We start from the raw sequence: 24,417 nt of genomic DNA on the forward strand, positions 1-24,417 counted from the left end.
ATCCTTACATAATATTTAAACAATGAAGTATTAAAGTATTTCCGCTTTTAGATTATTAACTTCAAGTTGTTTGAAATATTTTAATGTTTTTACTTTTAATTCATCGGTACTTGGCTCATCACACACAATAATCGCTTTTTGATGTGTTTGCAGAACACTGACAGTCCACATGTGATTAACAGAACCTTCCACGGCTGCTTGTAGTGCTAAGCTCTTATTATGTCCAAATACTAATAATAACACTTTTTCAGCATCCATTAATGTCCCAACACCAATTGTTAATGCATATTTTGGAACTTGACTAATATCGTTATTGAAAAAACGTGAGTTAGCAATACGTGTATCTTCAGTTAGTGTTTTAATTCGAGTACGTGAACACAGCGATGAACTAGGTTCATTGAACGCGATGTGACCATCTTGTCCTACACCACCAATAAATAGGTTAATCTTTCCATACGACTTGATCTTTTCTTCATACTCGTGGCACTCTTTCTCAATATCAGGCGCGTTACCATTTAAGATATGGATATTATTATGATCGATATCAACATGATTAAAAAAGTTATCATACATAAAAGTATGGTAACTTTGCGGATGATCTTCAGCTAAACCAACATATTCATCCATATTAAAGGTCACAACATGTTTGAAGCTAACATTACCTGCTTGAAAATGTTTGATTAATTGTTGATACATTAATAATGGTGAACTACCAGTTGGTAAACCTAATACAAATGGTTTTTCGGCCGTCGGTTGATATTTATTAATTTGTTCAACAACATAATTAGCAGCCCATGCACTACCTTCTTGAGGACTTTTTAATGGAATTAATCGCATTTTCTTGCTCCGCTATAGTTTAAATAATTAATATAGTTGCTATGTGAAGATATATGATTTGCTCATCTTATCCAATAGTCACATAGTTATAAAATAAATCCTATGACCTACTCTATCTAATATTTACCCTTTTTACAAACTTTTTTTACTATAAAAAATAAATAACTAGTTTTAGTTCGTTTATTAACCTTATTAGTCATTTAAAAAGTATTTTATAGCTTAAATTAGTTTATTTAATTCACGACAAAAAATATCATTTCTAATTTTAAAAAATAAATAACGATTAATCAATCTATTCTATTTATATGATGTGGTTAATTATTTGATTATTAAGATCTATTGTGATTTTTAGAGAGGTTTTCCGATATGTTGCTAAAAATATTTACTCATATTTATTGATGAACGAGTATCAGGCCTTGTTTTTACTATTTCGAATATATTTCTTTAATGTTAGGCGTCGATCTCTTGCCTTGCTATCAACTTAACGAATTAGAACACAATCCGATAGTCAGGTAGAATAATATCTGCCATTTTTCAGGTGATTATTTTCTACCTAACTTCTATTTTCTGCTTAATTTTAGGATATCAAACGGGTTCTTGATAACGAGTAAATCAATACACCCGATTTTTTATGATTATGTTATAAAAATAGGAATATGATGGACTAGCTATGAAGCACTTTTTAGTGCGTCAAACATACTTTTTCCTAAATAATCTTTCGCGGATTCAATACCTGGCAAGACGAAATAATATCCTCCACCAAATGGTTTAATATAACGTTCTAATGGCTCACCATTTAGGCGTTTTTGAGTATTAATAAAGCCCGTTTTTAGATTTTGCTGATAAGACACAAAAATTAATCCCATATCAAGACCACCAGTTTCCGTTAGCCCTAATGAATAACTAAAACTGCGGCGGCGTAGCTTAGCCGTATAGCGCTCGGGATCGCGAGGCTCAGCCCGTCTGACATGCGAGTCAAATAAGATGCGATCACCATGAGGATCGTTTTCGAATTCAGGTGAATCATGTTCATATTTCATACCAATTGGTGCCCCGCTACCCTTATGACGCCCAAAATCATTTTCTTGATCTTCAAGCGGAGTTCTATCCCAAAATTCTAAATTGAAACGAATTAAACGTACTGCTTGATAAGTTCCACCATCACACCAAGCGGGTTCTTCACTTTCAGGAGTGATCCAAATTAATTGATCCATCAGCTGTTTATCATCGGCTGGTGCATTTCCTGTACCATCTTTAAATCCAAATAAATTGATTGGCGTCGAACGACGATCAATATCTCTTGCTGGCAGGAAGCCATCTATTTTCCATTTTGGATGCATAAATGGGGCGGTATAGCGTAATATATCGCGTAAAGCATAAATGACACTTTCTTGGCTATTAGCACAGATTTGTAGCACAATATCACCACCGCTCCAAGACTCTTCAAGCCTATCATTTGGAAAGCTTGTCATTTCAACCAGCTGTTCTGGCTTGATTTTATTTAAACCGAAACGTGAATCAAAAAGACTATTACCAAGAGATACTGTAATTGTTAGTAAATCTGGTTCTAAGTAGGTACCTAAAATACCAGATTCTGCGGGTGGCATTTTATCATTTGTTGTCGATGGTGCAGCTTTAGGTTGTGTTAAATAAGCAATCCGTTGCGTTATTATTTGAAATAACTGTTGCAATTCATCAGTTGTCTTTATGGTAACGTCAAATGCAATAAATGCAGCCTGTTTTGGTTCTGGTGTTAAGACTCCAGCTTGACCTTCACCTAAATAATTTATTGTTTTATCATAAGTAAATTGGCAATTTTTGAGCTGTTCTTTGGCTTTGAGTGTCGGTGCAGCTAAAATGACACTACCAATCGACAACGTTTTTAGTACTGTCCGTCTAGAATTATTGATGGGTTGCTCGCTGCATAATAGTTTATTTTTTTGCATGAATTTGTGCCTCAATATTTATAATACACATCTACATTGATCTGAGCTCTTAACGTTGCAAGTAATTCCGCTTGTTGTGTTAATAATGAATACAATACATTTTTATCGTTACTATTTAATTGATCGTAAACTTGATACTTGTTGTTATCTAATTGATACGAATTTATTATTTCATTTATTTTTGCGAAGTTACTCTTAATATTTTCAAGCGTTTCAGTAGTAATGAATGGTGTTAGTACTTTTACGATCTCTTCCGAGCCTTGAATATTTGCAGCGATATCAGCAATATCAGATCGGCTGTAAATATTCTCTTTTCCAGCTAATTTGGTCTCTAAAATCATTTCAATAAAATCAGCTGAAGATTGTACTAATTTTGGGATTTCGATTGTTTCAACTTGTAAGCGCTTTTGTAAATCTCGAGCTTTCATTAATAGCTCATTGCTAGATGCTTGAGCATCTTTAAGATTTTTAAGTTTAAAAAGTTGATATTCAACTAAATGAAAGCCAACAAAACGATAGTCATTTTCTTGATCTAAGAAATAATCTGCACGAGCATTGATAGTTCGGTCAGTATTACCAAATAAAATAACTATCGGGCGAATACGTTCGTAGTCTTGGTGGGCCAAAACATAGGCGTCTTGAGCTTGTTTTAGATCACCGTTTTGAATGCTTTGCTGCAAGATTTCAAGTTGAATAACCATTTTATTTACCTGCTCAGAGACAAATTCTAAATAACTTTCTATCGCAGGTTGGTATTTTTCTGGTGTTGGAATATCACCCTTCGCAATAATAATATTTTCACCTGTTTGTACAGGGGAGCGTAACGCTTTAGCAAAGGTAACGTTATATGTGATACCAAGAAGGGTTAAGCTCAAAAAAATAGTAATAATGCTACGCATGTTTTTTGCTCCGAACAAAAAGTGTAATGACAACAATCCAATATACAATAAAGGTAATAACACTTAGCCAAATAGGTTGTGAACGGTAAGCTAAAAATGAGGAGATAAAATTACCTATTGCCCTAGAGTCATCAAGTAACGAAGTGGTATCCCACGCCGGGTAAATTAAGAATTCAGGAATAGAATAATCGTATTCAATTAATAAATTAGCGATCTCTTCGACACCTTTGAGTAGTAAAGAAACAGCTAAGAATAATAAGATGATGCCTGTCACTTTAAAAAATATTTTCCAAGATACATAACGGTTCGTTAACAAAAATGCATATAAGGTAAGGCCTGCAATTGCAATGCCTCCTGCTACTTCTATAAAAAAGTCACCGGCATTTACTGATGTCAGTGACATAATAAAGCTTGATAGAAAAACAACAATTTCACTGCCTTCTCGGGCGATTGCAATCGCGATAATGATTGTCGCTCCCCACCATTTGTGGTGTACAGCGCTATTCGTTATTCCTGCTTCAATTTGAGTTTTCATCGAGCTGCCATGTTTATTCATCCAATAAACCATTTGTACTATCAAAATACAGGCAAGCAGTTCCATGAATATCATAAATAGTGATTGAGCCGTATCATCTAACACATTGAATACACCGTAAATAATTAGTGCTAATAACACAGAGATGACAAGGCCGAGAGCGACTCCTCCCCATAGGTATTTCATGCCATTTTTAGCGTCTGGATGACGTTTAATCCAGGCATATATAATCCCTATTACAATGAGCGCTTCAAAACTTTCACGCCAGACAACAAAAAGAACCTGTCCCATTTTAAATCCTATTCTTTAGCAACAATCTCGCCTTTTGGGTGAGACAGATGAAAATCATCAAAAAAAGTATATGTACCAGGTTTTAATGGTGCTATAACCACCACTGAGCTAGCTCCTGGTGCTAGTACTTTTTCTTTTCTTAGTTGAATACTTTCAAATTCCGCCGGTTCTGTTCCCGTATTCGTTATTTTTATTCGTATTATTGTTTTAGCTGGTACTTCTAAGACACGAGGTATTAAATCACCGTTATTCATTTCGAGTTCAACGGTATATTTTTCAGCAGAGAGAGCAAACGGTGAGGAAAATACCGATAGAAGGACTATCAATAGGCTAATGAATGTTTTCATTATTGGCTCGTATGATTATTTTACTGTTAAGAATTAGAAGGACTTAATGAATGACATTAAGCCCTTCCATTTATTAAATTAAAACTAGTAACTACCCTTACGTCCTATACCTGCATAATCGAAGTCCCAAGAAACTTCAAATGGTTCGAACCATGGAGCAACACCTGTTTCTTTGTCTATATGACGACCAAACATCACATCTTTATTATGTGAAGGTGGGTAAATTTTGTAAGTTACGCGATATTTCCCGTTACCATTTAATTTGATATTTTCACCATAATGAGGACCATCACTAGCTACCATTGGCATAAATGTACCTGACTGCATCTGTGCCTCATCACCTAATTTAGTGACGGTATACTCTACAGTTAAATATGGCATCCAGTCGCCTTCAGCAAAACCGTTGGGGTTATCTTCTACAGCATGGATATCAGCTTCTAAATGGACATCGGCTTTATCGGCTGGAAGGTGGGCCATTGCATGATGTCCCTCTTCACTATCCATTGTAATCGGTTGTAAATATACACCTTGGATCTCCATTCCGTTTTTGATTACAGGGTGACCAAGTGGGTATTCTTGAGCAAATGCAGCCATTGAAAAAATGGCTAAACCAGAAACGGTAATTTTAGAGACTAGTTTCATTTTAATATCCTTGCTATTTTATTTCATTTATGATGGGAATGATAATCATTATTATTTGTACAATTCAAGGTATAATTTGTAAATAAAAAGTTAATTTACAACTAAGAGCACAAAAAGGCATGGAAATACGCTTTTTAAGAAAAAAGCGTTAGTCGCTTTATGTAAGATCCATCTATAAAGGGTGAAAACTAGTTATATTTGACTCAATTATATGTCCTTAGCATTTTATAATCACGCCACTATAAGAAATTGTGTATAATCTTGCTATCACTGAATAAAATATATGTTTATGGTATGGCTCCTTCACTCATTGCATTTAATAAGCCTTTCGGGGTTATTTGTCAGTTTTCTGAACATGACCAACACCCAACATTAAAACAATATATCAACCTACCTGAATTTTATCCGGCTGGGCGATTAGATACTGATAGTGAGGGATTATTACTTTTAACTAATAATGGTAGCCTACAAGCAAAAATTGCGTCACCCAAATTTAAGTTACCTAAAACTTATTGGGCACAAGTAGAAGGCTCATTAACGGCAGAAGCGATTAATCAATTAGAGAAAGGTATTAAATTAAAAGAATTTACTACCCTACCTGCTGTGGCCAAGATTTTAGAGGAGCCAACTGAATTATGGCTAAGAGAGCCGCCGATTAGAGAACGTAAAACTATACCAACATCTTGGTTAAGTCTCACGATTACCGAAGGTAAAAATCGTCAAGTGAGACGGATGTGCGCTGCTGTTGGTTTTCCCTGTTTAAGATTAGTTCGCGTTCAAATCGGTGCTTTTAATCTATTCACCAATCAACTCGCTTTGGGACAATGGATGCCTCTGGCGGAAACAGATTTATATCGTAAGTAATAAGAACACACATTATAAAGGGAGAAATATTATGATTAATAAAGACACTACTCTGTGCATGTCTTTATCGGCAAGACCGGGTAATTTTGGCACACGATTTCATAATAGTTTATATGAGCAACTGGGATTAAATTTTATCTATAAGGCTTTTTCAACCAAAAATATTGAAGATGCGGTAAAAGGTATTCGCGCTCTTAATATCCGGGGTTGCGCAATTTCTATGCCATTTAAAGAGGCTTGTATACCATTTTTAGATAAATTAACAGATTCAGTATTAGCAATAGATTCCGTTAATACCATTGTTAATGATAACGGTCATTTGACCGCTTATAACACCGATTATATTGCGATTCGTAAACTGATTACTCAATATCAATTAAATACCTCTCAGTCTGTTATTATTCATGGCAGTGGCGGTATGGCTAAAGCCGTTATTGCGGCTTTTTATGATGCTGGATTTAAGAATGTGACTATTTTTGCGCGTAATGAGGCTGCTGGGCAAGCATTAGCTAAGAAGTATCATTTTTCATGGGTAACGGAACCCGCCTCCCATTATGATATTTTAGTTAATGCGACACCGCTTGGTATGTCAGGCGGCGCTGATGTTAATACATTATCTTTCCCGGCGGATTTGATCAAAAGTGCTAACGTTGTTTTCGAAGTCATCGCTATGCCAGTTTATACGCCTTTGATTAATGAAGCGATACGTCATAATATAAAGACAATATCGGGGAGAGAGGTGATGATTTTACAAGCAGTTGAACAATTTATTTTGTATACTGGTAAAACACCAACGGTTGAACAAATTAAAATTGCAGCCGAGCTTGCTAGTCAACCTTAATCAGTAAATAGTAAAGATAGAAATCACGGCTGATGTGGTATATTTTTATATGACATCAGCTTTATCATATCGGTTGCATGGCTTAACTGAAGTTATAATATGAATTTGTTTAAATTCGCGATTTAGTCGATAATAAGTCAAAATATTATTCAATAACAAGAAATTATTGGGGTTGTTGTTCAAATGACAGAACAAAAAAAAATGGGTTTTTTTGCGCGCTTAAAAAATGGATTATTTAAGACCAAGCAAAATATTGGTTCAGGTTTTATTAGCCTATTTAAAGGTAAAAAAATTGATGATGAGTTGTTTGATCAATTAGAAGAACAGCTACTTATTTCTGATGTTGGTGTCGATACAACACAAAAAATCATTAAGTCATTAACCGAACATGCATCAAGAAAACAACTTAAAGACGCTGATGCTTTGCATGATTTATTAAAACAAGAGATGAGTGAAATTCTGATTAATGTTGATAAACCTCTTGATTTAGATAGCCATAAACCTTTCGTTATTTTGATGGTAGGAGTAAATGGTGTTGGTAAAACAACGACTATTGGTAAGCTTGCAAAACAATTCCAAAATCAAGGTAAGTCGGTCATGTTAGCCGCAGGGGATACATTTAGAGCGGCAGCAGTTGAACAGTTACAAGTTTGGGGAGAACGTAATCATATTCCTGTTGTTGCTCAGCATACTAATGCTGATTCTGCATCGGTTATTTTTGACGCCTTACAAACAGCTAAGTCTAAAAAGATCGATGTTTTAATTGCTGATACAGCAGGACGATTACAAAATAAAGCACATTTAATGGATGAGTTAAAGAAAATTGTCCGTGTAATGAAAAAGCAGGATGAAACGGCTCCTCATGAAATTATGTTAACTATTGATGCGAGTACAGGACAAAATGCAATTAGCCAAACCAAAATATTTAATGAAGCTGTCGGTTTAACGGGAATCACATTAACCAAGCTTGATGGTACTGCAAAAGGTGGTGTCATTTTTAGTATTGCCGATCAGTTTAACATTCCGATTCGTTATATTGGGGTTGGTGAGACGATTGATGATTTAAGACCTTTTGTGGCAAATGATTTTATTAATGCTCTCTTTGATAATAATTCGGGTGATAGCGAAAATTCATGATTAAGTTTAATCACGTTAGTAAAGTTTATTCTGGCGGCAAACCGGCTTTGCAGAATATTAATTTTGCTTTAAACCAAGGGGAAATGGCTTTTCTTACTGGTCATTCAGGAGCAGGGAAAAGTACTTTACTTCGTTTGATAAGCGGATTAGATCGTGCAAACGATGGCCAAGTTTTATTAAATGGCCATGATGTGAATACGTTAAGGAAACATGATTTACCGTTTTTACGTCGCCAAATCGGCGTCATTTTCCAAGATCACCAGCTATTAATGGATCATACAGTATATGATAATGTCGCGATCCCTCTGATTATTTTAGGTAAATCAGCGGAAGAGATCCGTCGTCGCGTTTCGGCTGCTTTAGATAAAGTTGGATTGATTGATAAAATGAAGTTTTATCCAATTCAGCTTTCTGGCGGAGAACAGCAGCGAGTAGGCATTGCAAGGGCGATCGTCAATAAACCTTTAATTTTATTAGCGGATGAACCAACCGGTAATTTAGATGATAAATTATCGAAAGATATTCTTAAATTATTTGAAGAGCTTAACCAAACAGGCGTTACTGTTTTAATGGCAACCCATAATATGGGACTCATACGGCGTAAGCATCATCGTATTTTGAACTTAAGCCAAGGTCGCTTAATTGGAGATACTAATGTTAGCTAGTAGAAATAAAAATCAGCCAACAGACGACAATGCCTTTTTCCCACGCTGGCTGAGGCAGATTAAATATGGTTGGCAAAATGTATTCAATGACTTTCGTCAACATATTATCGCTTCATTACTAACGATTATTGTTATTGCGATTTCGATCACGTTACCGACTATCTGTTATTTGCTTTGGAAAAATGCAAATGAGGCCGCACATCAGTGGTATCCAACGCCTAATTTGACTGTCTACTTGGATAAATCATTAACACCAGAGCAGACAACGAATTTAATTAATAATATGAAACAATTTACCGAAGTTGAAGAGATCAATTATCTTTCTCGTAGTGATACGCTAGAAGAGTTTAAACTTTGGTCTGGGTTTAGTGATGCCCTTGATTTGCTTGATGAGAATCCATTGCCAGCTGTTGCTATTATTATCCCTAAAGAAGAAGCCAAACAAACAACTATTTTGCATGCTTTACAAACTGAAGTTGTGAAGCTCAATGGCGTTGATGACGTTAGATTAGATGATAGTTGGTTTACGCGTTTAACAGCATTAACGGATATGGTGAAAACGATTGTATGGACTATTTCAATTTTTATGATCATTGCTGTATCGTTAGTGATTGGTAATAGTATTCGTTTAGCGATTTTTGCCAGAAGACAAACTATTATTGTAATGCAACTTATTGGGGCTACTGAAGGCTTTATTCTACGTCCATTTTTGTATAGCGGCATGTTTAATGGTTTTATTAGCGCCGTTGTCGCGCTAATATTATCGGCAATATTTATTTTTCAAATCGAAACAATCATTTTGAATGTTTCGTCAGTTTTTGGCACAATATTTACGATCGAAGGTCTAAGTTGGGAAGAGGCTCTTTTTATTGTTCTTATTGCAACAATAATTGGTTGGTTATCCGCCTTTATTGCAACTAAAAAGTATTTAAAGATGACTCATATTGCTTAGTTAAGTAATAACTTTACTGATACAATAGTTGTAAATAAGAATGATTTTTATCTTTAACGATATAAATGTGAACTAAATCACATTTTTATGGTCTAATTATTAAATTGCCATAATAAACTGAAGTTTTAGTTAGGCACCGAATTTTAAACCTATTGTTTTATATACAATAAACAGTCGGGATTTAGTGAGAGGAATTTATATGAGTAACGAAATAAAAATGCAATCTGTTGCCGTTATTCCACAAGGTAACATTGAATCTTATTTGCGCATAGTTAACTCGTATCCAATGTTAAGCGCAGAAGAAGAAAAAGAGTTAGGTGAAAAATTATATTATCAAGGCGATGTTGATGCTGCAAAACAGTTGATTTTATCGCACTTGCGTTTTGTTGCGCATGTTGCACGAGGCTATTCTGGGTATGGATTACCACAAGCGGACTTAATACAGGAAGGTAACATCGGTTTGATGAAAGCGGTACGTCGTTTTAACCCAGAAATGGGCGTGCGCCTAGTATCATTTGCTGTGCATTGGATTAAAGCTGAAATTCATGAGTATGTATTAAAAAATTGGCGTATTGTTAAAGTTGCAACGACGAAAGCACAACGTAAACTATTCTTTAATTTACGTAAGTCTAAACAACGATTAGGCTGGTTTAGCCATGATGAAGTCGGTCTTGTTGCTGATGAGTTAGGCGTAACTCGTAAAGATGTATTAGAGATGGAATCTCGTATGTCTGCACAAGATATGTCGTTCGATATTGATAATGATGATGATGACAATTCAATTGTTGCTCCAGCGTTATATTTAGAGGATGTTAACTCTAATTTTTCTCAATCTATTGAAAATGATAATTGGGAAAATGATGCAACGGATAAGTTACATGATGCATTATCATCACTTGACGAGCGTAGTCAGGATATTATTAAAGCACGTTGGCTTGACGCTGATGATAGTAAATCAACATTACAAGAGTTAGCTGCAAAATATAGTGTTTCAGCTGAACGTATTCGCCAATTAGAAAAAAATGCGATGCAAAAATTACGAGCAGCGATTGAAGCTTAATTGTTAATGATGAAATAAAAAAGCCGAGTTTTGAAGTGACCCCCAATAGTTGGACAACCAATTACAGGGGGTCTTTTTATGTCAAAATACAGTCGAGATTTAAAAATTATCATTGCTAATGAATTCTTAGCAGGAGAATCGTCCGAAACACTTTCAAAAAGGTATGCTATTTCTTCTCGCCAAATAAGGTATTGGTCGCAGGTAGTGGCGATTCATGGTGATAAATCCTTTCAATCAACAGCCCATTTACGTCACGCACAAGCCAGATTACAGGCCCTAAAATTAATGTGGACAAATGATTGGTCTCTCGGGCACACCAGTGCTATGCTTAATTTAGCCTCTCCTGGGCTTTTATTCGTTTGGCTTGATAGATATCGTGAAAAAGGATTCAGCGGGCTTGAGTATCAATCTAGAGGAAAACCATCCATGAAACCATCACGTATTGTATCGACTCATTGTAATGATGAAAAAACAGTTGAAGAATTAAAAGAAGAGATAGCTTATTTACAAGCGGAAAACGCTGTTCTAAAAAAGTGGGAGGAGCTAAGACAAACGAAACGACAACAAACAAAGAAAAAACGTTAGTTGTTTTAGCGCTTAAATCTCAATATCCCTTAAAACATTTGCTGTCAGTAATACAGCTAGCAAAAAGTGTATTTTATTATCATGTTAATAGGCTGAAAAAGCCATCGCCTTATGAGAAGGAATTAAAGCGTATTGAAGCGATTTACCATGAACATAAAGGGCGTTATGGTTATCGCCGAATTCATTTATCTTTAATCAATGAGGGGAGCAGGCTCAATCATAAAACGGTACAGCGATTAATGAGGGAGCTTAATCTTAAATCAACAGTAAGACCCAAAAAATATCGCTCTTATCGTGTCGAGATGGGTAAAACGGCACCCAATCGTCTTAAGAGAAAATTTAAAGTGTCAAAACCGAATAAAAAATGGGTAACCGATGTCACTGAATTTAAAGTCAATGAACAGAAAATTTATCTATCGCCCATTATTGATTTATACAACCAAGAGGTGATTGCTTATAGTGTGGCTAAGAATGCACGTTTGACTTTAGTCACCGATATGCTTAAAAAAGGGATATCACGATTAAAAAACAAACAAAACCCCTTGCTACATAGTGACCAGGGCTGGCAATATAGAAATCCTATTTATCAGAAGCAACTTGCTGATAATGGTATAAAGCAAGGTATGTCAAGAAAAGGGAATTGCTTAGATAATGCTGTTGCTGAAAACTTTTTTGGACTATTAAAATCAGAAATGTATCATGGGCAACATTTTAAAGATGCGGATGAATTGATTGAAAAAATAGAAGAATATATAGAATACTACAACACGAAACGGATTAAAGTTAAATTAAAAGGCCTGACTCCGGTAGCATACCGAAACCAAGCCTTACGAGCTACTTAACTAAAGTGTCCAACTTTATGGGGTCACTTCATTTTAAAACTCGGCTTTTTTGATCTATACTCAAAAATTTTATATTAAGACACAATTGAATTAACTTGTTTTTTGCTAGTTCAATGAGGGCATTTAATGCCATATAATCGCCATGTTCTAAAATAAGAACACCTGTTAATCCGATTATGTCATCCTCATCTTGTTTCGGATTTTCTCGTTGTTGTGACAATAGACAATAGACAATAGACAATAGACAATAGTATTTTGACTATTTTCTTCTTTATCAATCTCAAGATAAATCGAATCAAAATAGCTACGCTCTTTATCTGATAATTTATCAATCTCGTCGGGATCTTCAGGAAAATCATGATCGGTATAGTTTAGATCCTCAGCTTCATCGATTAACTGCTTTAAACGTACAAAGCGTTTGTTTAAAAAACAGTCAATAATTTCATCCTTTTTCATTAAATAATTTTAAAATACAGTTCTAATACACCAGTAATTTTATGGTTATTTTTTGAATTGAAGTAATAATGTTTACGACTTATGAATAAAAATAGAGGAAATAAAATAAGGCCTATGATACTGATAATTGGATGAATGAAAAAACCTAATATAATAAAGAGTAACCAAAAAATAATACAAAATCGAGAATAAACTGTTTTGGAAACGAATTGCTGTGGATTTTGTCTATAGTAATCAATTAAGTAAGCTGGCTTTTTTTCCATGGACTTGAATATGACTTATTATTTGGTAGATTTGCTCTAGAGAAAATAGATATAACTGAATGATTACTTTCAGTTATATCTATCGTATTTGGATAATTAGACTAGTAGTAGCTAGTCAGATTTAATTCTTAAAACTCCATTAACTCTTTTTCTTTTTCAGCAAGAACAACATCTAATTTTTTAATCATGTTGTCAGTCATTTTTTGGATAACATCTTGAGCTTTACGCTCATCATCTTCTGAAATAGCTTTATCTTTTAATAGCGCTTTAACTTGATCATTTGCATCTCGTCTTACGTTACGGATAGCGACACGACCTTGTTCAGCTTCGCCTCTAACAATTTTTGTTAGATCACGACGACGTTCTTCTGTTAATGGTGGTAGTGGTACTCGAATCACTGTACCAGCTGAAGACGGGTTTAAACCTAAATCAGAGGCAATAATTGCTTTCTCAACAGCAGCTGATAATGATTTATCAAATACAGTAATTGCAAGTGTTCTTGAATCTTCAGCGACAACATTAGCGAGTTGACGTAGTGGTGTTGCACTACCATAATATTCTACAACAATACCGTCAAGTAGACTTGGAGATGCTCTACCTGTACGAATTTTAGCAATATGATTGTGGAAAGCTTCTAAGCTTTTTTCCATTCTATCCTGAGCGTCTTTTTGTATCTCATTAAGCATAATATAAAACCTTCTTTCCTATAATTATTGACTTACAGTAACATCATTATTGATAAGCGTTCCTTCTTGCTCACCTAAGATCACTCTTTTTAATGCACCTGGTTTATTCATATTGAATACACAGATTGGGAGATTATGATCACGTGCAAGGGTAAAGGCAGCTAAATCCATTACTTTTAGTTCGTCATCTAACACTTTTTCATAATTTAGTGTTTTAAACAGTGTTGCATTTGGATTTTTAACCGGATCAGCAGAGTAGACACCATCAACTTTAGTTGCTTTTAGTACAACATCAGCTTCAATTTCGATTCCCCTTAAACATGCAGCAGAATCGGTGGTAAAAAATGGATTACCTGTACCAGCTGAAAGTATGACAACTTTACCATGACGCAATAAGCTAATTGCTTCGGTCCAACGGTAATCATCACAGACACCATTAAGTGGAATAGCAGACATTAAACGGGCATTCACTTCAATACGATGTAGTGCATCACGCATTGCTAGACCATTCATAACGGTCGCTAACATTCCCATATGGTCGCCAACTACGCGGTTCATGCCGGCTTTAGCAAGCCCTGCACCTCTGAATAAGTTACCGCCACCAATTACAACAGCGACTTCTATTCCCATGTCTACTAGTTCTTTAATCTCCAATGCCATTCTATCAAGAACAGAGGCATCGATACCAAAACCTTCCTCACCTTGGAGCGCTTCGCCACTAAGTTTTAAAAGGATACGTTTATAACGGGGGATTTGCGTTGTCATAGCAGAGGGATCCTATGAATAAAAGTAATCATTGATTTATTAATACAATTCTAAAGCATTTTTTTGATAAACAAAACCGCCTTGACGGCGGTTTTGCTATTTTTCTTGTCAAATTAAGACTGTTTTGACATCGCGGCAACTTCTGCTGCGAAATCAACTTCAACTTTCTCAATTCCTTCACCAACTTCAAAGCGGATGAATGTTGCAACAGCAGCTTTTTTCTCGTTCAGTAAGTCACCAACAGTTTTTGATGGATCCATAACAAATGGTTGACCAGTTAAAGAGACTTCACCGGTGAATTTACGCATACGGCCTTCAACCATTTTTTCTGCGATTTCACGTGGTTTACCTGATTGCATAGCAATATCGATTTGAATTTGACGCTCATGTTCAACAACATTAGATGGAACATCAGTTGGGTTAACATATTCTGGTTTGCTTGCAGCAATGTGCATTGCGATATGTTTAACTAATTCATCGTCAGCTGCACCGTTTGCTGCAACTAATACACCAATACGTGCACCATGTTGATAGCCACCAACAACATCACCAGCGATTTCAGCAATACGACGAATACCGATATTTTCACCAATTTTTGCAACTAAAGCTGTTCTTTCTTCTTCAAATTTAGCTTGTAGTACAGCAACATCGCTAATGCGATCAGCTAACGCTAATGCTGCTACTTTTTCACTAAATGCTAAGAATCCTGCATCTTTAGCTACGAAATCTGTTTCACAGTTAACTTCTAAAATAACACCGAATTGTTTATCAGCTGAAACTTTAGAAATAATCACACCTTCAGCAGCAACACGACCTGCTTTTTTAGCGGCTTTAGCTTGACCAGATTTACGCATATTGTCGATTGCAAGTTCGATATCGCCATTTGCTTCAACTAATGCTTTTTTACATTCCATCATTCCTGCGCTAGTTCTTTCACGCAGTTCTTTAACCATAGAAGCAGTTACTTCAGCCATTTTTTAATCCTCAGTTAAATCTGTCATTTGCCCAAATTTCTTTCGACAAATTGTATTTGATACACAAGAATAGGAGGAAATATCTCCTCCTAATATTAGAGCGATGAATCTATTAACAAATTACTCAGCAGCAACTTCTTCAGCAAATGTTTCTGCTGCAACAGGAGCTTGGTTTTGTTCACGTCCAGAACTAATCGCACTTGCTACTGCAGTTGTGTATAGTTGGATCGCACGAATAGCATCATCGTTACCAGGAACAATATAGTCAATTCCATCTGGGCTAGAGTTGGTATCAACGATAGCTACAACTGGAATACCTAAGTTATTTGCTTCTTTGATAGCAATATGTTCGTGATCTGCACCGATAACGAAAATCGCATCAGGTAATCCACCCATATTTTTGATACCACCAAGGCTGTTTTCTAACTTAGCCATTTCACGAGTACGCATTAACGCTTCTTTTTTGGTTAATTTATCAAAAGTTCCATCTTGTGATTGTGTTTCTAGATCTTTTAAACGTTTAATTGATTGACGAACTGTTTTCCAGTTAGTCAACATACCACCTAACCAACGGTGATTAACATAAAACTGTCCACAGCTTTCTGCTGCTTGTTTTACCGCTTCACTTGCAGAACGTTTTGTACCAACGAATAAGATTTTACCGCGACGAGCAGCAACCTTGTTTAGCATATCTAATGCTTCGTTGAACATAGGAACTGTTTTTTCAAGATTGATAATGTGAACTTTATTACGAGCACCAAAAATAAATGGTTTCATTTTTGGGTTCCAATAACGGGTTTGGTGACCGAAGTGTACACCAGCTTGCAGCATATCGCGCATAGATACTGTAGTCATGATTTCCTCATAGAAAATTGGGGTTATGCCTCCACATATTCCCTTTAACCGACCTTAATTTTCATTAAAGCACCCCGGCAAAGCGTTGTAATATGTGTGTGTTATAACGTTAATAAATTAAATTGTTTATGCAACCCGACTAAAAAAATAGAAAGGTGCGCGCGTTTTATACCATATTTAGTTAAAAAAGACCACAATTATTTCGTTACAGTCAATGATAAAGTACTCAATTTGATTATCTATTTAAATGTAGTTAATTTAATGCGTTTTATTTTATTGAATACAATAGGTTAAATCTTGTTTTGGCCGCATATCTATTATTTTTCTAATTGTATTTAGTCAATATGACATATTGCAGTATACGGTAACCTCAATATTGACTGTATTTCGTTATAATCCCCTATTTTCCTATCTGATTAGGGCGGAGGTAATAGACTTTGCATACTTTACATGATTCTGAATAATATAAAAAAGTGTTAAAAAATGACTTTTTTATTGACCTTACTCTAAGGATAAGGTTTATAGTAATGCGGAGTATTATATAAATTTATTTTAATAAAGGAGTTTATCAGATGGCTGAATACCAATTAATTGTTGAAGGTATGTCATGTGCATCATGTGTTGGTCGAGTAGAAAAAGCGCTAAATAAAGTTGATGGTGTTGTGAGTGCCAGTGTTAATGTAGCGACAGAAAGAGCAACAGTACAAACAGCTCATGAAATAAATATGGATAGCTTATTTAAGGCTGTTGAAGATGCAGGCTATCATGCTATTGCTCCCCCCTCTGAGGATGATGAACAACAAGTGATACTATCGATTGGTGAAATGAGTTGTGCTTCTTGTGTTAATCGAATCGAAAAGGCATTAAATAAAGTTGCAGGTGTTAAAAGTACACAAGTGAATTTAGCAACAGAAAAAGCGACAGTTATCGGAAATCATCTGGATGTGGCTCAACTGATTCAATCTGTTGAAGATGCCGGTTATACAGCACAATTTCTTGATGAAAAAAAGGCTCAAGTTATTAAACCTAAGCAACCATCGTTATGGCCAGTGATTATCTCTGCGCTATTAGCTTTACCACTGGTTTTACCTATGCTGCTTGAGCCCTTTGGTATTCATTGGATGTTACCGGCGTTAGTACAATTGATTCTTGCAACACCAGTACAATTTATTCTAGGTGCTCGTTTTTATCGTAGTGCCTGGAAAGCAGTAAAAGCTTTTACTGGCAATATGGATCTATTGGTTGCCATGGGTACTAGTGCTGCTTACGGGTTATCGCTATATCAGCTTATTAAATGGTGGGGTAGTGGTAGCATGCCTCATCTTTATTTTGAGTCATCAGCTGTCATTATTACGCTGATTCTATTTGGTAAGTGGTTAGAAGCTAGAGCAAAACATCAAACAACAAAAGCAATTGAGGCATTAAGTACGTTACGTCCAGAAACTGCAACGGTAAAACGCGGTGATAAAGTGTTAGTATTGCCCATTGATCAAGTTAAATTGGATGATATCGTACTAATTAAACCAGGGGAACGTATCCCTGTTGATGGCGTAATTATTGAAGGTGCATCAAGTAGTGATGAGTCTATGATTACTGGCGAAAGTTTACCTGTTAGTAAACAAGTCAATGATTATGTTACAGGCGGTGCTATTAATGGTGAAGGATTATTAACAGTTAGAACAACGGCTGTTCAAGCTCAATCGATGTTGGCTAAAATTATTCAACTGGTTGAATCCGCACAAGCTAAAAAGGCTCCAATTCAACGGATTGTTGATCGTATTAGTGCTATTTTTGTACCTGTAATCCTTGTTATTGCTTTACTGACATTATTAGCATGGGGGATAACACAAGGTAATTGGGAAGAGGCTTTACTCAATGCTGTTGCGGTATTAGTAATCGCGTGCCCTTGTGCTCTTGGGCTTGCAACGCCGACTTCTATTATGGTCGGGACAGGTATTGCTGCTCGTCACGGTATTCTAATTAAAGATGCTCAAGCCCTTGAAACCGTGCACAGTATTAAAGCTGTTGCTTTTGATAAAACTGGTACACTAACTATTGGTAAACCAGAGTTAGTGAGTTTTAAAAGCATACCGAATATGGATGATAATCAACTGTTAGCTATTGCGGCAACAATACAAGCTGGGAGTGAGCATCCTTTAGCAAAAGCGGTATTACAAGCTGCTAATGAACGGCAGTTACAATATAGTTATGTACAAAATCTTGAGAATATTGCAGGTTCAGGGATTCGAGCGACTGTCAATGAACATTGCTATGTATTAGGTAGCTCTCGTTGGATGCAAACATTACAGGCCGACTTTGGTGATTTACAAAATAGTGTCCCGGCATTAGAAGCAAAAGGGTGTACTATTTCTTGGTTGGCAGAGCAGCGCGCCGATAATGTTAAGATTTTAGCACTACTTGGTTTTTCCGATGTTGTCAAAGAAGAGGCTGGACCCGCTATTGCTGCTTTACATCAATTGGGTGTGAAAAGTATTATGTTAACCGGTGATAATGTTAGCGCTGCAAATAATGTTGGTAAACAGCTAGAAATTGATGAAATTGTGGCACAAGTTATGCCAATGGATAAAGCTGATAAAATTTATCAAATGCAAAAACAGTATGGCAAAGTTGCGATGGTTGGTGATGGTGTCAATGATGCACCAGCACTTGCTGCTGCCGATATAGGTATTGCAATGGGAACCGGCACAGATGTGGCAATGCAGACAGCCGCGATTACACTCATGCGAGGCAATCCATTACTGATTGCTGATACGATTGATATTTCGAGAAAAACCTACAATAAAATTAAGCAAAATCTCTTTTGGGCTTTCTTTTATAATGTCATTGGTGTTCCACTGGCGGCATTAGGTCTACTTAACCCGATGATTGCCGGTGCGGCAATGGCATTGAGCAGTGTAAGTGTTGTGACGAATGCTTTATTATTAAAACGTTGGAAACCGAAAGCTTAAATAAAAAATCCCTTATTAGTCACTAATAAGGGATTTTACTTGCAGATTTTCGTTATTTTTTTGATGTAATATGTAATTTTAGTATAAAAATGAGCTTAATACTAAGTGATATTACTTGCTTTTATCTTTGATAAAATCAATGATGTTATCAACACGAATCATTACTTTTTCGCCATTAGCACGGTGTTTGTATTCAACTTCACCATTCTCTAAGTTACGTTCACCTATCACGATTGTGTGTGGTATACCAATTAGTTCTGCATCGGCAAACATTACGCCAGGACGTTCTTTACGATCATCAAATAGGACTTCAATTCCCGCTGATTGTAATTCTCGATAAAGTCTTTCAGTCGTTTCTTGTACTTTACTTGATTTGTGCATATTCATTGGGATAATCGCGACACTAAATGGGGCGATAGCCTCAGGCCATATAATACCTCGGTCATCATAACGTTGCTCAATGGCAGCTGCTACAATACGAGTTACTCCAATACCGTAACATCCCATAATCATGACATGATTTTGGCCATCTTCACCTTGTACCGTTGCATTCATTGCTTGTGAGTATTTGGTTCCAAGTTGGAAAATATGACCCACTTCAATTCCGCGTTTGATTAACAGTGTTCCTTTGCCATCTGGACTGATATCGCCTTCAACAACATTACGAATATCGGCAACAGCGGGTAGAGCTACGTCTCGTTCCCAGTTAATATTAAAGTAGTGTTTACCATCAATATTTGCGCCAGCACCAAAATCACTCATCACAGCGACATCGCGATCAATCACGACAGGTAAGGTTAAGTTCACGGGGCCTAATGATCCCGGACCGGCACCGATTACCGCGCGAATTTCCTGTTCAGTAGCGAACTCTAATGGTGAAGCAACAAGAGCTTGTTTTTCTGCTTTAACTTCATTTAAGGTATGGTCACCTCGCACCAATAAGGCAACAAATTGGTGCCCACTATTTTTATCTGCTTTGACAATCAGCGTTTTAACGGTTTTTTCAATCGGTAAATTAAACTGAGTGACTAACTCGTCAATGGTTTTCGCATTTGGTGTATCAACAATTTCCATTGCTTTAGTCGGTGCCGCTCTTTCTGCCGTTGGTGCTAATGCAGCTGCCATTTCAATATTAGCAGCATAATCTGACTCGGTCGAAAAGATAATATCATCTTCACCACACTCTGCTAATACTTGGAATTCATGAGATGAACTTCCTCCAATTGAGCCGGTATCTGCTCTTACTGCTCTAAAATCAAGCCCAATGCGAGTAAAAATGGCGCTATATGCTTTATACATGTCATCATAAGTTGCTTGTAGCGACTCTTGTGATGTATGAAATGAATAAGCATCTTTCATAATAAACTCACGTGAACGCATTACACCAAAACGTGGTCGCACTTCATCCCGAAATTTAGTTTGAATTTGGAAAAAGTTTAATGGTAACTGTTTGTAAGAACTGACTTCGTTACGAATTAAATCAGTGATCACTTCTTCATGAGTTGGACCTAATACAAACTCACGATCACCCCGATCTTTGATTCGTAAAAGTTCAGGACCATATTGTTCCCATCTGCCACTCTCTTGCCAAATGTCTGCGGGTTGCACAACAGGCATTAGTACTTCGATTGCTCCGGCATTATTCATCTCTTCGCGAATAATGTTTTCAACTTTTTTAAGTACTCGATAACCCGTTGGTAACCAAGTATATAGACCTGCGGCTACTTTTCTGATCATTCCTGCACGAAGCATGAGTTGATGACTAATGACTTCAGCATCAGCAGGTGTTTCTTTTAATGTTGATAGAAGATATTGACTGGTTCGCATGATTTATTCCAGAATTAACATACAAAATATGCATTAGTGTAGCAGTACATAAGCCAACACTAAAGAAATTTTGTTGCTAATTTTAATAATTAATAATAGATTTTATCTTTATTATTCGATAACCAAGTATAACAGTAAAAAATAGGGCTAAATAGATTTTGAAGGTAGCTAGTAAATTGATTTAAAATGGTATTTTTTATTATCTAAACCCAATCAAAAAATATTATTTAAATATCATTGAATTACCCATTATTCTTGATGATATTGTAGTAAGAATAAAAAAGCAGCATTGCAACTCGATAATCGTGAATTAGGTGATGGTTATCTCTATTCTAATGGTAAACTGATTAACAAAGTTATGTATAAAAATTTGAACTATTTGCTGTTGATAAGCTCGCATTGTTAGCTAGGAATGACAACTTAAAGAGTCGGTTTATTGATATTGGTCCAGTAACTAAAATTATCATGGTAAAAGTACGCAACATTTAAGGTCATAATAATGAAATCAATATCTGAAAATATAGATAATAAATATACCAATGGTGATCAGCGATCATATATTGGAAGTCGTCAGACCGGTATTTTCTGTCGTGATATTTGTTCTGAGCGAGAGTCAATTTCAGAAAATATTGAGCATTTTGCATCAACTTATGATGCGATTTTAAGTGGTTATACTGCATGTAAAATTTGTCAGCCGCTGTATGTGTCCGAGCAGACACCAGATCAAATAGTTGAGCTATTATCATGGGAAGATGATTATCAAAATAAGCCATTATCTGATGATGATTTACGAGAAAGAGGCCTGGATGCCAAAATTGTCGATAACTGGTTTTTAACTCACCATAATATGACTTTTTCTATTTATCAGCGGATGAATAGAATGATGTTGGCGATGAAAGCGTTAAATAACGCTCATTTTGATGTTAATACTTATGGAGGTATGACTCTTTTAGTCCATTTTGGTGATTTATATCAGATGATTTTTAGTGATATCTCTGAAAAGCCAAAGGGTCCAAAAGGCAATAATATTGTCTGTTTTAGTTATTTAGATCTCTCAATTGGCTCAATGTTTATTGCTGCGACTGAAAAAGGTGTCTGTTTGCTTGAGTTCAGTGACCGATTGAAGCCAATGAGTGAATTCAAAACGTTTATAAACCGTTATAATGCAACGTTGGAATATCGTGAAAATATCTATATTGAACAGGCAAAAAGACAGCTTAATGAATATCTTGATGGAAAAAGGAAGACATTTACGATTCCATTAGATATTAAAGGTACACCATTTCAAACCGAGAGTTGGATGTCATTAATGGTCATCGCCTATGGTACAACCAGTTCATATCTTGATTTGGCAAATTATATGGCAACACCAAAAGCAATTCGAGCTGTTGGTAAAATAAATGGAATGAATCCAGTAAGTATTATTATTCCTTGCCATCGTGCCATTGGTACTACCGGAAAACTGGTCGGCTATTCTGGTGGACTATCTCGCAAAGATTCACTACTTAACCTCGAACAGAAAAATAAAAACAATCCTTTCCCTTATTAAAAAATCAATTTTTCTTAAATTTATTTTTGATTTTTCTCGAAAATCGATATTTTGTTGCTATTAACATATCAAAATTGCAATGTTAATGGCATTAATGTTATTGATAGGTATCTTTTATGATACTTTAATGTAATTTTAGGGCGTTTGGTATCAATTAATATTCCTTTAAGTTATTGAATAATAAAGATTTATTTTTGTGACATAGGTCACTTATTTACTTGAAAAAGTTTGCTATTATACATGTTAGGAAATATTTGTTATTAATTATTAAAGTTAAGGAAGTTAATCTATGAGCGATCAAAAGATAATTACAAAAGATGTAGGTCAAATGCCGAAATGGCGGGCAAGTGATACTACTTGGATGTTAAGTTTATATGGTACTGCGATCGGTGCTGGTGTATTGTTTTTACCTATCAATGCGGGCGTCGGTGGCTTATTACCTATGTTGGTCATGCTAGTATTAGCTTTCCCAATGACCTTTTTTGCTCATAGAGCATTATGTCGGTTTGTGTTATCAGGTAAAAGCGCTGATGGTGATATCACCGTTGTTGTTGAAGAAGCTTTTGGCCGTAAAGCGGGCGGATTAATTACAATACTGTATTTTTTTGCTATTTATCCTATATTGTTAGTATATAGCGTTGGTATCACTAATACCGTTATTTCATTTATGGAACATCAATTAGCGATGACTCCTCCACCAAGAATATTATTATCTTTTGTGCTAGTGGGTGCATTAATGCTAATTGTTCATTTAGGCGAAAATCTGATCGTTAAGGTTATGTCTGTATTAGTATTTCCATTTATTGCAGTGTTGATGGTATTAGCTTTATTTTTAATTCCAGAATGGAATGGCGCATTATTTACTGATTTTTCTTGGTCTGGTAGTTCAGCTGAAGGTGGTCGTGGACTTTGGATGACACTATGGTTAGTTATTCCTGTAATGGTATTTGCGTTTAACCATTCACCTATTATCTCTTCTTTAGCGGTTGCTAAACGTAAAGAGTATGGTGATAAGTATGCTGAACCAAAATGTGGTAAAATCATCGCAGCGAGTAATGTGTTGATGGTTGTAACTGTAATGTTCTTTGTATTTAGTTGTGCACTTTGCTTAACGCCAGCTGAACTATTAGATGCAAAAGCGCAAAACATTTCTATTTTATCTTACCTAGCAAATCGTTTTAACTCTCCAGTTATTGAATATTTAGGTCCAATTATCGCGTTTGTTGCGATGGCAAAATCTTTCCTTGGTCACTATTTAGGTGGTAAAGAAGGGTTTAATGGTATGGTAAATAAAGCGTTACGTAGTCAAGGTAAAACGATTGGTCAGAAGAAACTAGACAATATTGCCGCTATTTTTATGTTTGTAACTGCGTGGATTGTCGCGACATTAAATCCAAGTATTTTAGGTTTAATCGAGTCATTAGGTGGCCCAATTCTAGCGATTATTTTATTCATTATGCCGATGTATGCTATTCATAATTTACCAGCTTTAGCTAAATACCGTGGCAAATTGAGTAATATTTTCATTGTTATTATGGGACTTATTGCTATCTCAGCAGCAGTATATAACTTAGTCTAATTAATAGAGTTTAAGTGCCATTGCATAAATGGCACTTAATTTATCATTTTT

General features: G+C 35.7%; 23 protein-coding genes. 11 read left to right on the top strand and 12 right to left on the bottom strand.

What is annotated here, in order from left to right:
• Positions 1-30: 30 nt before the first annotated feature.
• The 6 genes from nagB to RHO11_09210 all read right to left on the bottom strand — a co-directional run bounded on the left by nagB (position 31) and on the right by RHO11_09210 (position 5,497).
• Positions 31-837, bottom strand: coding sequence for a glucosamine-6-phosphate deaminase (nagB, locus tag RHO11_09185; GenBank protein ID WVD60666.1), 807 nt, complete (start codon positions 835-837; stop codon positions 31-33).
• A 668-nt stretch (positions 838-1,505) separates the two neighbouring features.
• Positions 1,506-2,783, bottom strand: coding sequence for an iron uptake transporter deferrochelatase/peroxidase subunit (gene efeB / locus RHO11_09190; GenBank protein WVD60667.1), 1,278 nt, complete (start codon positions 2,781-2,783; stop codon positions 1,506-1,508).
• Positions 2,784-2,794: 11 nt separating this feature from the next.
• On the bottom strand, positions 2,795-3,682 hold the full coding sequence (locus RHO11_09195; GenBank protein WVD60668.1) for an EfeM/EfeO family lipoprotein: 888 nt from the start codon (positions 3,680-3,682) through the stop codon (positions 2,795-2,797).
• Complete coding sequence (locus RHO11_09200; GenBank protein WVD60669.1) at positions 3,675-4,508, bottom strand: FTR1 family protein; 834 nt, start codon at positions 4,506-4,508, stop codon at positions 3,675-3,677. The genes RHO11_09195 and RHO11_09200 overlap by 8 nt, the downstream gene beginning before the upstream one ends.
• Positions 4,509-4,516: 8 nt before the next feature.
• A complete protein-coding gene (locus tag RHO11_09205) occupies positions 4,517-4,855 on the bottom strand; it encodes a cupredoxin domain-containing protein (GenBank protein WVD60670.1) in 339 nt (112 codons plus the stop codon).
• Positions 4,856-4,939: 84 nt separating this feature from the next.
• Positions 4,940-5,497 (bottom strand): iron transporter, encoded by a 558-nt coding sequence (locus tag RHO11_09210; protein ID WVD60671.1) that lies wholly within the window; start codon positions 5,495-5,497, stop codon positions 4,940-4,942.
• 294 nt (positions 5,498-5,791) lie between these two features.
• On the opposite strand from RHO11_09210, the gene RHO11_09215 reads away from it, so the two are divergent.
• The 8 genes from RHO11_09215 (at position 5,792) to RHO11_09250 (ending at position 12,443) form a co-directional block, all read left to right on the top strand.
• Positions 5,792-6,361, top strand: coding sequence for a pseudouridine synthase (locus RHO11_09215; GenBank protein WVD60672.1), 570 nt, complete (start codon positions 5,792-5,794; stop codon positions 6,359-6,361).
• Positions 6,362-6,392: 31 nt separating this feature from the next.
• A complete protein-coding gene (locus RHO11_09220; protein ID WVD60673.1) occupies positions 6,393-7,202 on the top strand; it encodes a shikimate 5-dehydrogenase in 810 nt (269 codons plus the stop codon).
• Between the two features lie 183 nt (positions 7,203-7,385).
• Positions 7,386-8,339, top strand: a complete 954-nt coding sequence (ftsY, locus tag RHO11_09225; GenBank protein ID WVD60674.1) for a signal recognition particle-docking protein FtsY — start codon at positions 7,386-7,388, stop codon at positions 8,337-8,339.
• Complete coding sequence (gene ftsE / locus RHO11_09230; protein ID WVD60675.1) at positions 8,336-9,004, top strand: cell division ATP-binding protein FtsE; 669 nt, start codon at positions 8,336-8,338, stop codon at positions 9,002-9,004. Before ftsY ends, ftsE begins: the two co-directional genes overlap by 4 nt.
• Positions 8,994-9,956, top strand: coding sequence for a permease-like cell division protein FtsX (gene ftsX, locus RHO11_09235; GenBank protein ID WVD60676.1), 963 nt, complete (start codon positions 8,994-8,996; stop codon positions 9,954-9,956). The genes ftsE and ftsX overlap by 11 nt, the downstream gene beginning before the upstream one ends.
• A gap of 199 nt (positions 9,957-10,155) precedes the next feature.
• Positions 10,156-11,016, top strand: a complete 861-nt coding sequence (gene rpoH / locus RHO11_09240; GenBank protein ID WVD60677.1) for an RNA polymerase sigma factor RpoH — start codon at positions 10,156-10,158, stop codon at positions 11,014-11,016.
• 78 nt (positions 11,017-11,094) lie between these two features.
• The gene (locus tag RHO11_09245) at positions 11,095-11,601 is read left to right on the top strand and encodes a helix-turn-helix domain-containing protein (protein WVD60678.1); all 507 of its coding nucleotides are present in this window, start codon (positions 11,095-11,097) and stop codon (positions 11,599-11,601) included.
• Positions 11,550-12,443, top strand: a complete 894-nt coding sequence (locus tag RHO11_09250; GenBank protein ID WVD60679.1) for an IS3 family transposase — start codon at positions 11,550-11,552, stop codon at positions 12,441-12,443. Before RHO11_09245 ends, RHO11_09250 begins: the two co-directional genes overlap by 52 nt.
• A 174-nt stretch (positions 12,444-12,617) precedes the next feature.
• On the opposite strand, the gene RHO11_09255 is transcribed toward RHO11_09250, so the two are convergent.
• The 5 genes from RHO11_09255 to rpsB form a co-directional block, all read right to left on the bottom strand.
• Positions 12,618-12,899, bottom strand: coding sequence for a hypothetical protein (locus RHO11_09255; GenBank protein ID WVD60680.1), 282 nt, complete (start codon positions 12,897-12,899; stop codon positions 12,618-12,620).
• Between the two features lie 391 nt (positions 12,900-13,290).
• Complete coding sequence (gene frr / locus RHO11_09260) at positions 13,291-13,851, bottom strand: ribosome recycling factor (GenBank protein ID WVD62878.1); 561 nt, start codon at positions 13,849-13,851, stop codon at positions 13,291-13,293.
• Between the two features lie 21 nt (positions 13,852-13,872).
• The gene (gene pyrH, locus RHO11_09265; GenBank protein WVD60681.1) at positions 13,873-14,613 is read right to left on the bottom strand and encodes a UMP kinase; all 741 of its coding nucleotides are present in this window, start codon (positions 14,611-14,613) and stop codon (positions 13,873-13,875) included.
• A 113-nt stretch (positions 14,614-14,726) separates the two neighbouring features.
• On the bottom strand, positions 14,727-15,587 hold the full coding sequence (tsf, locus tag RHO11_09270; protein WVD60682.1) for a translation elongation factor Ts: 861 nt from the start codon (positions 15,585-15,587) through the stop codon (positions 14,727-14,729).
• A 120-nt stretch (positions 15,588-15,707) separates the two neighbouring features.
• Complete coding sequence (gene rpsB / locus RHO11_09275; GenBank protein ID WVD60683.1) at positions 15,708-16,442, bottom strand: 30S ribosomal protein S2; 735 nt, start codon at positions 16,440-16,442, stop codon at positions 15,708-15,710.
• A 572-nt stretch (positions 16,443-17,014) separates the two neighbouring features.
• Between rpsB and RHO11_09280 the strand changes: the two genes are divergently transcribed.
• The gene (locus RHO11_09280; protein WVD60684.1) at positions 17,015-19,411 is read left to right on the top strand and encodes a heavy metal translocating P-type ATPase; all 2,397 of its coding nucleotides are present in this window, start codon (positions 17,015-17,017) and stop codon (positions 19,409-19,411) included.
• A 111-nt stretch (positions 19,412-19,522) separates the two neighbouring features.
• Here the strand turns inward: RHO11_09280 and proS are convergent, their stop codons facing one another.
• Positions 19,523-21,238, bottom strand: a complete 1,716-nt coding sequence (gene proS / locus RHO11_09285; GenBank protein ID WVD60685.1) for a proline--tRNA ligase — start codon at positions 21,236-21,238, stop codon at positions 19,523-19,525.
• A gap of 499 nt (positions 21,239-21,737) precedes the next feature.
• Between proS and RHO11_09290 the strand changes: the two genes are divergently transcribed.
• Complete coding sequence (locus tag RHO11_09290; protein ID WVD60686.1) at positions 21,738-22,787, top strand: methylated-DNA--[protein]-cysteine S-methyltransferase; 1,050 nt, start codon at positions 21,738-21,740, stop codon at positions 22,785-22,787.
• Positions 22,788-23,076: 289 nt separating this feature from the next.
• Positions 23,077-24,366 (top strand): serine/threonine transporter, encoded by a 1,290-nt coding sequence (locus RHO11_09295; GenBank protein WVD60687.1) that lies wholly within the window; start codon positions 23,077-23,079, stop codon positions 24,364-24,366.
• The last annotated feature ends 51 nt before the right edge of the window (positions 24,367-24,417 follow it).

It is taken from the genome of Orbaceae bacterium BiB (genome assembly GCA_036251205.1).
Lineage (GTDB): Bacteria > Pseudomonadota > Gammaproteobacteria > Enterobacterales > Orbaceae > Orbus > Orbus mooreae.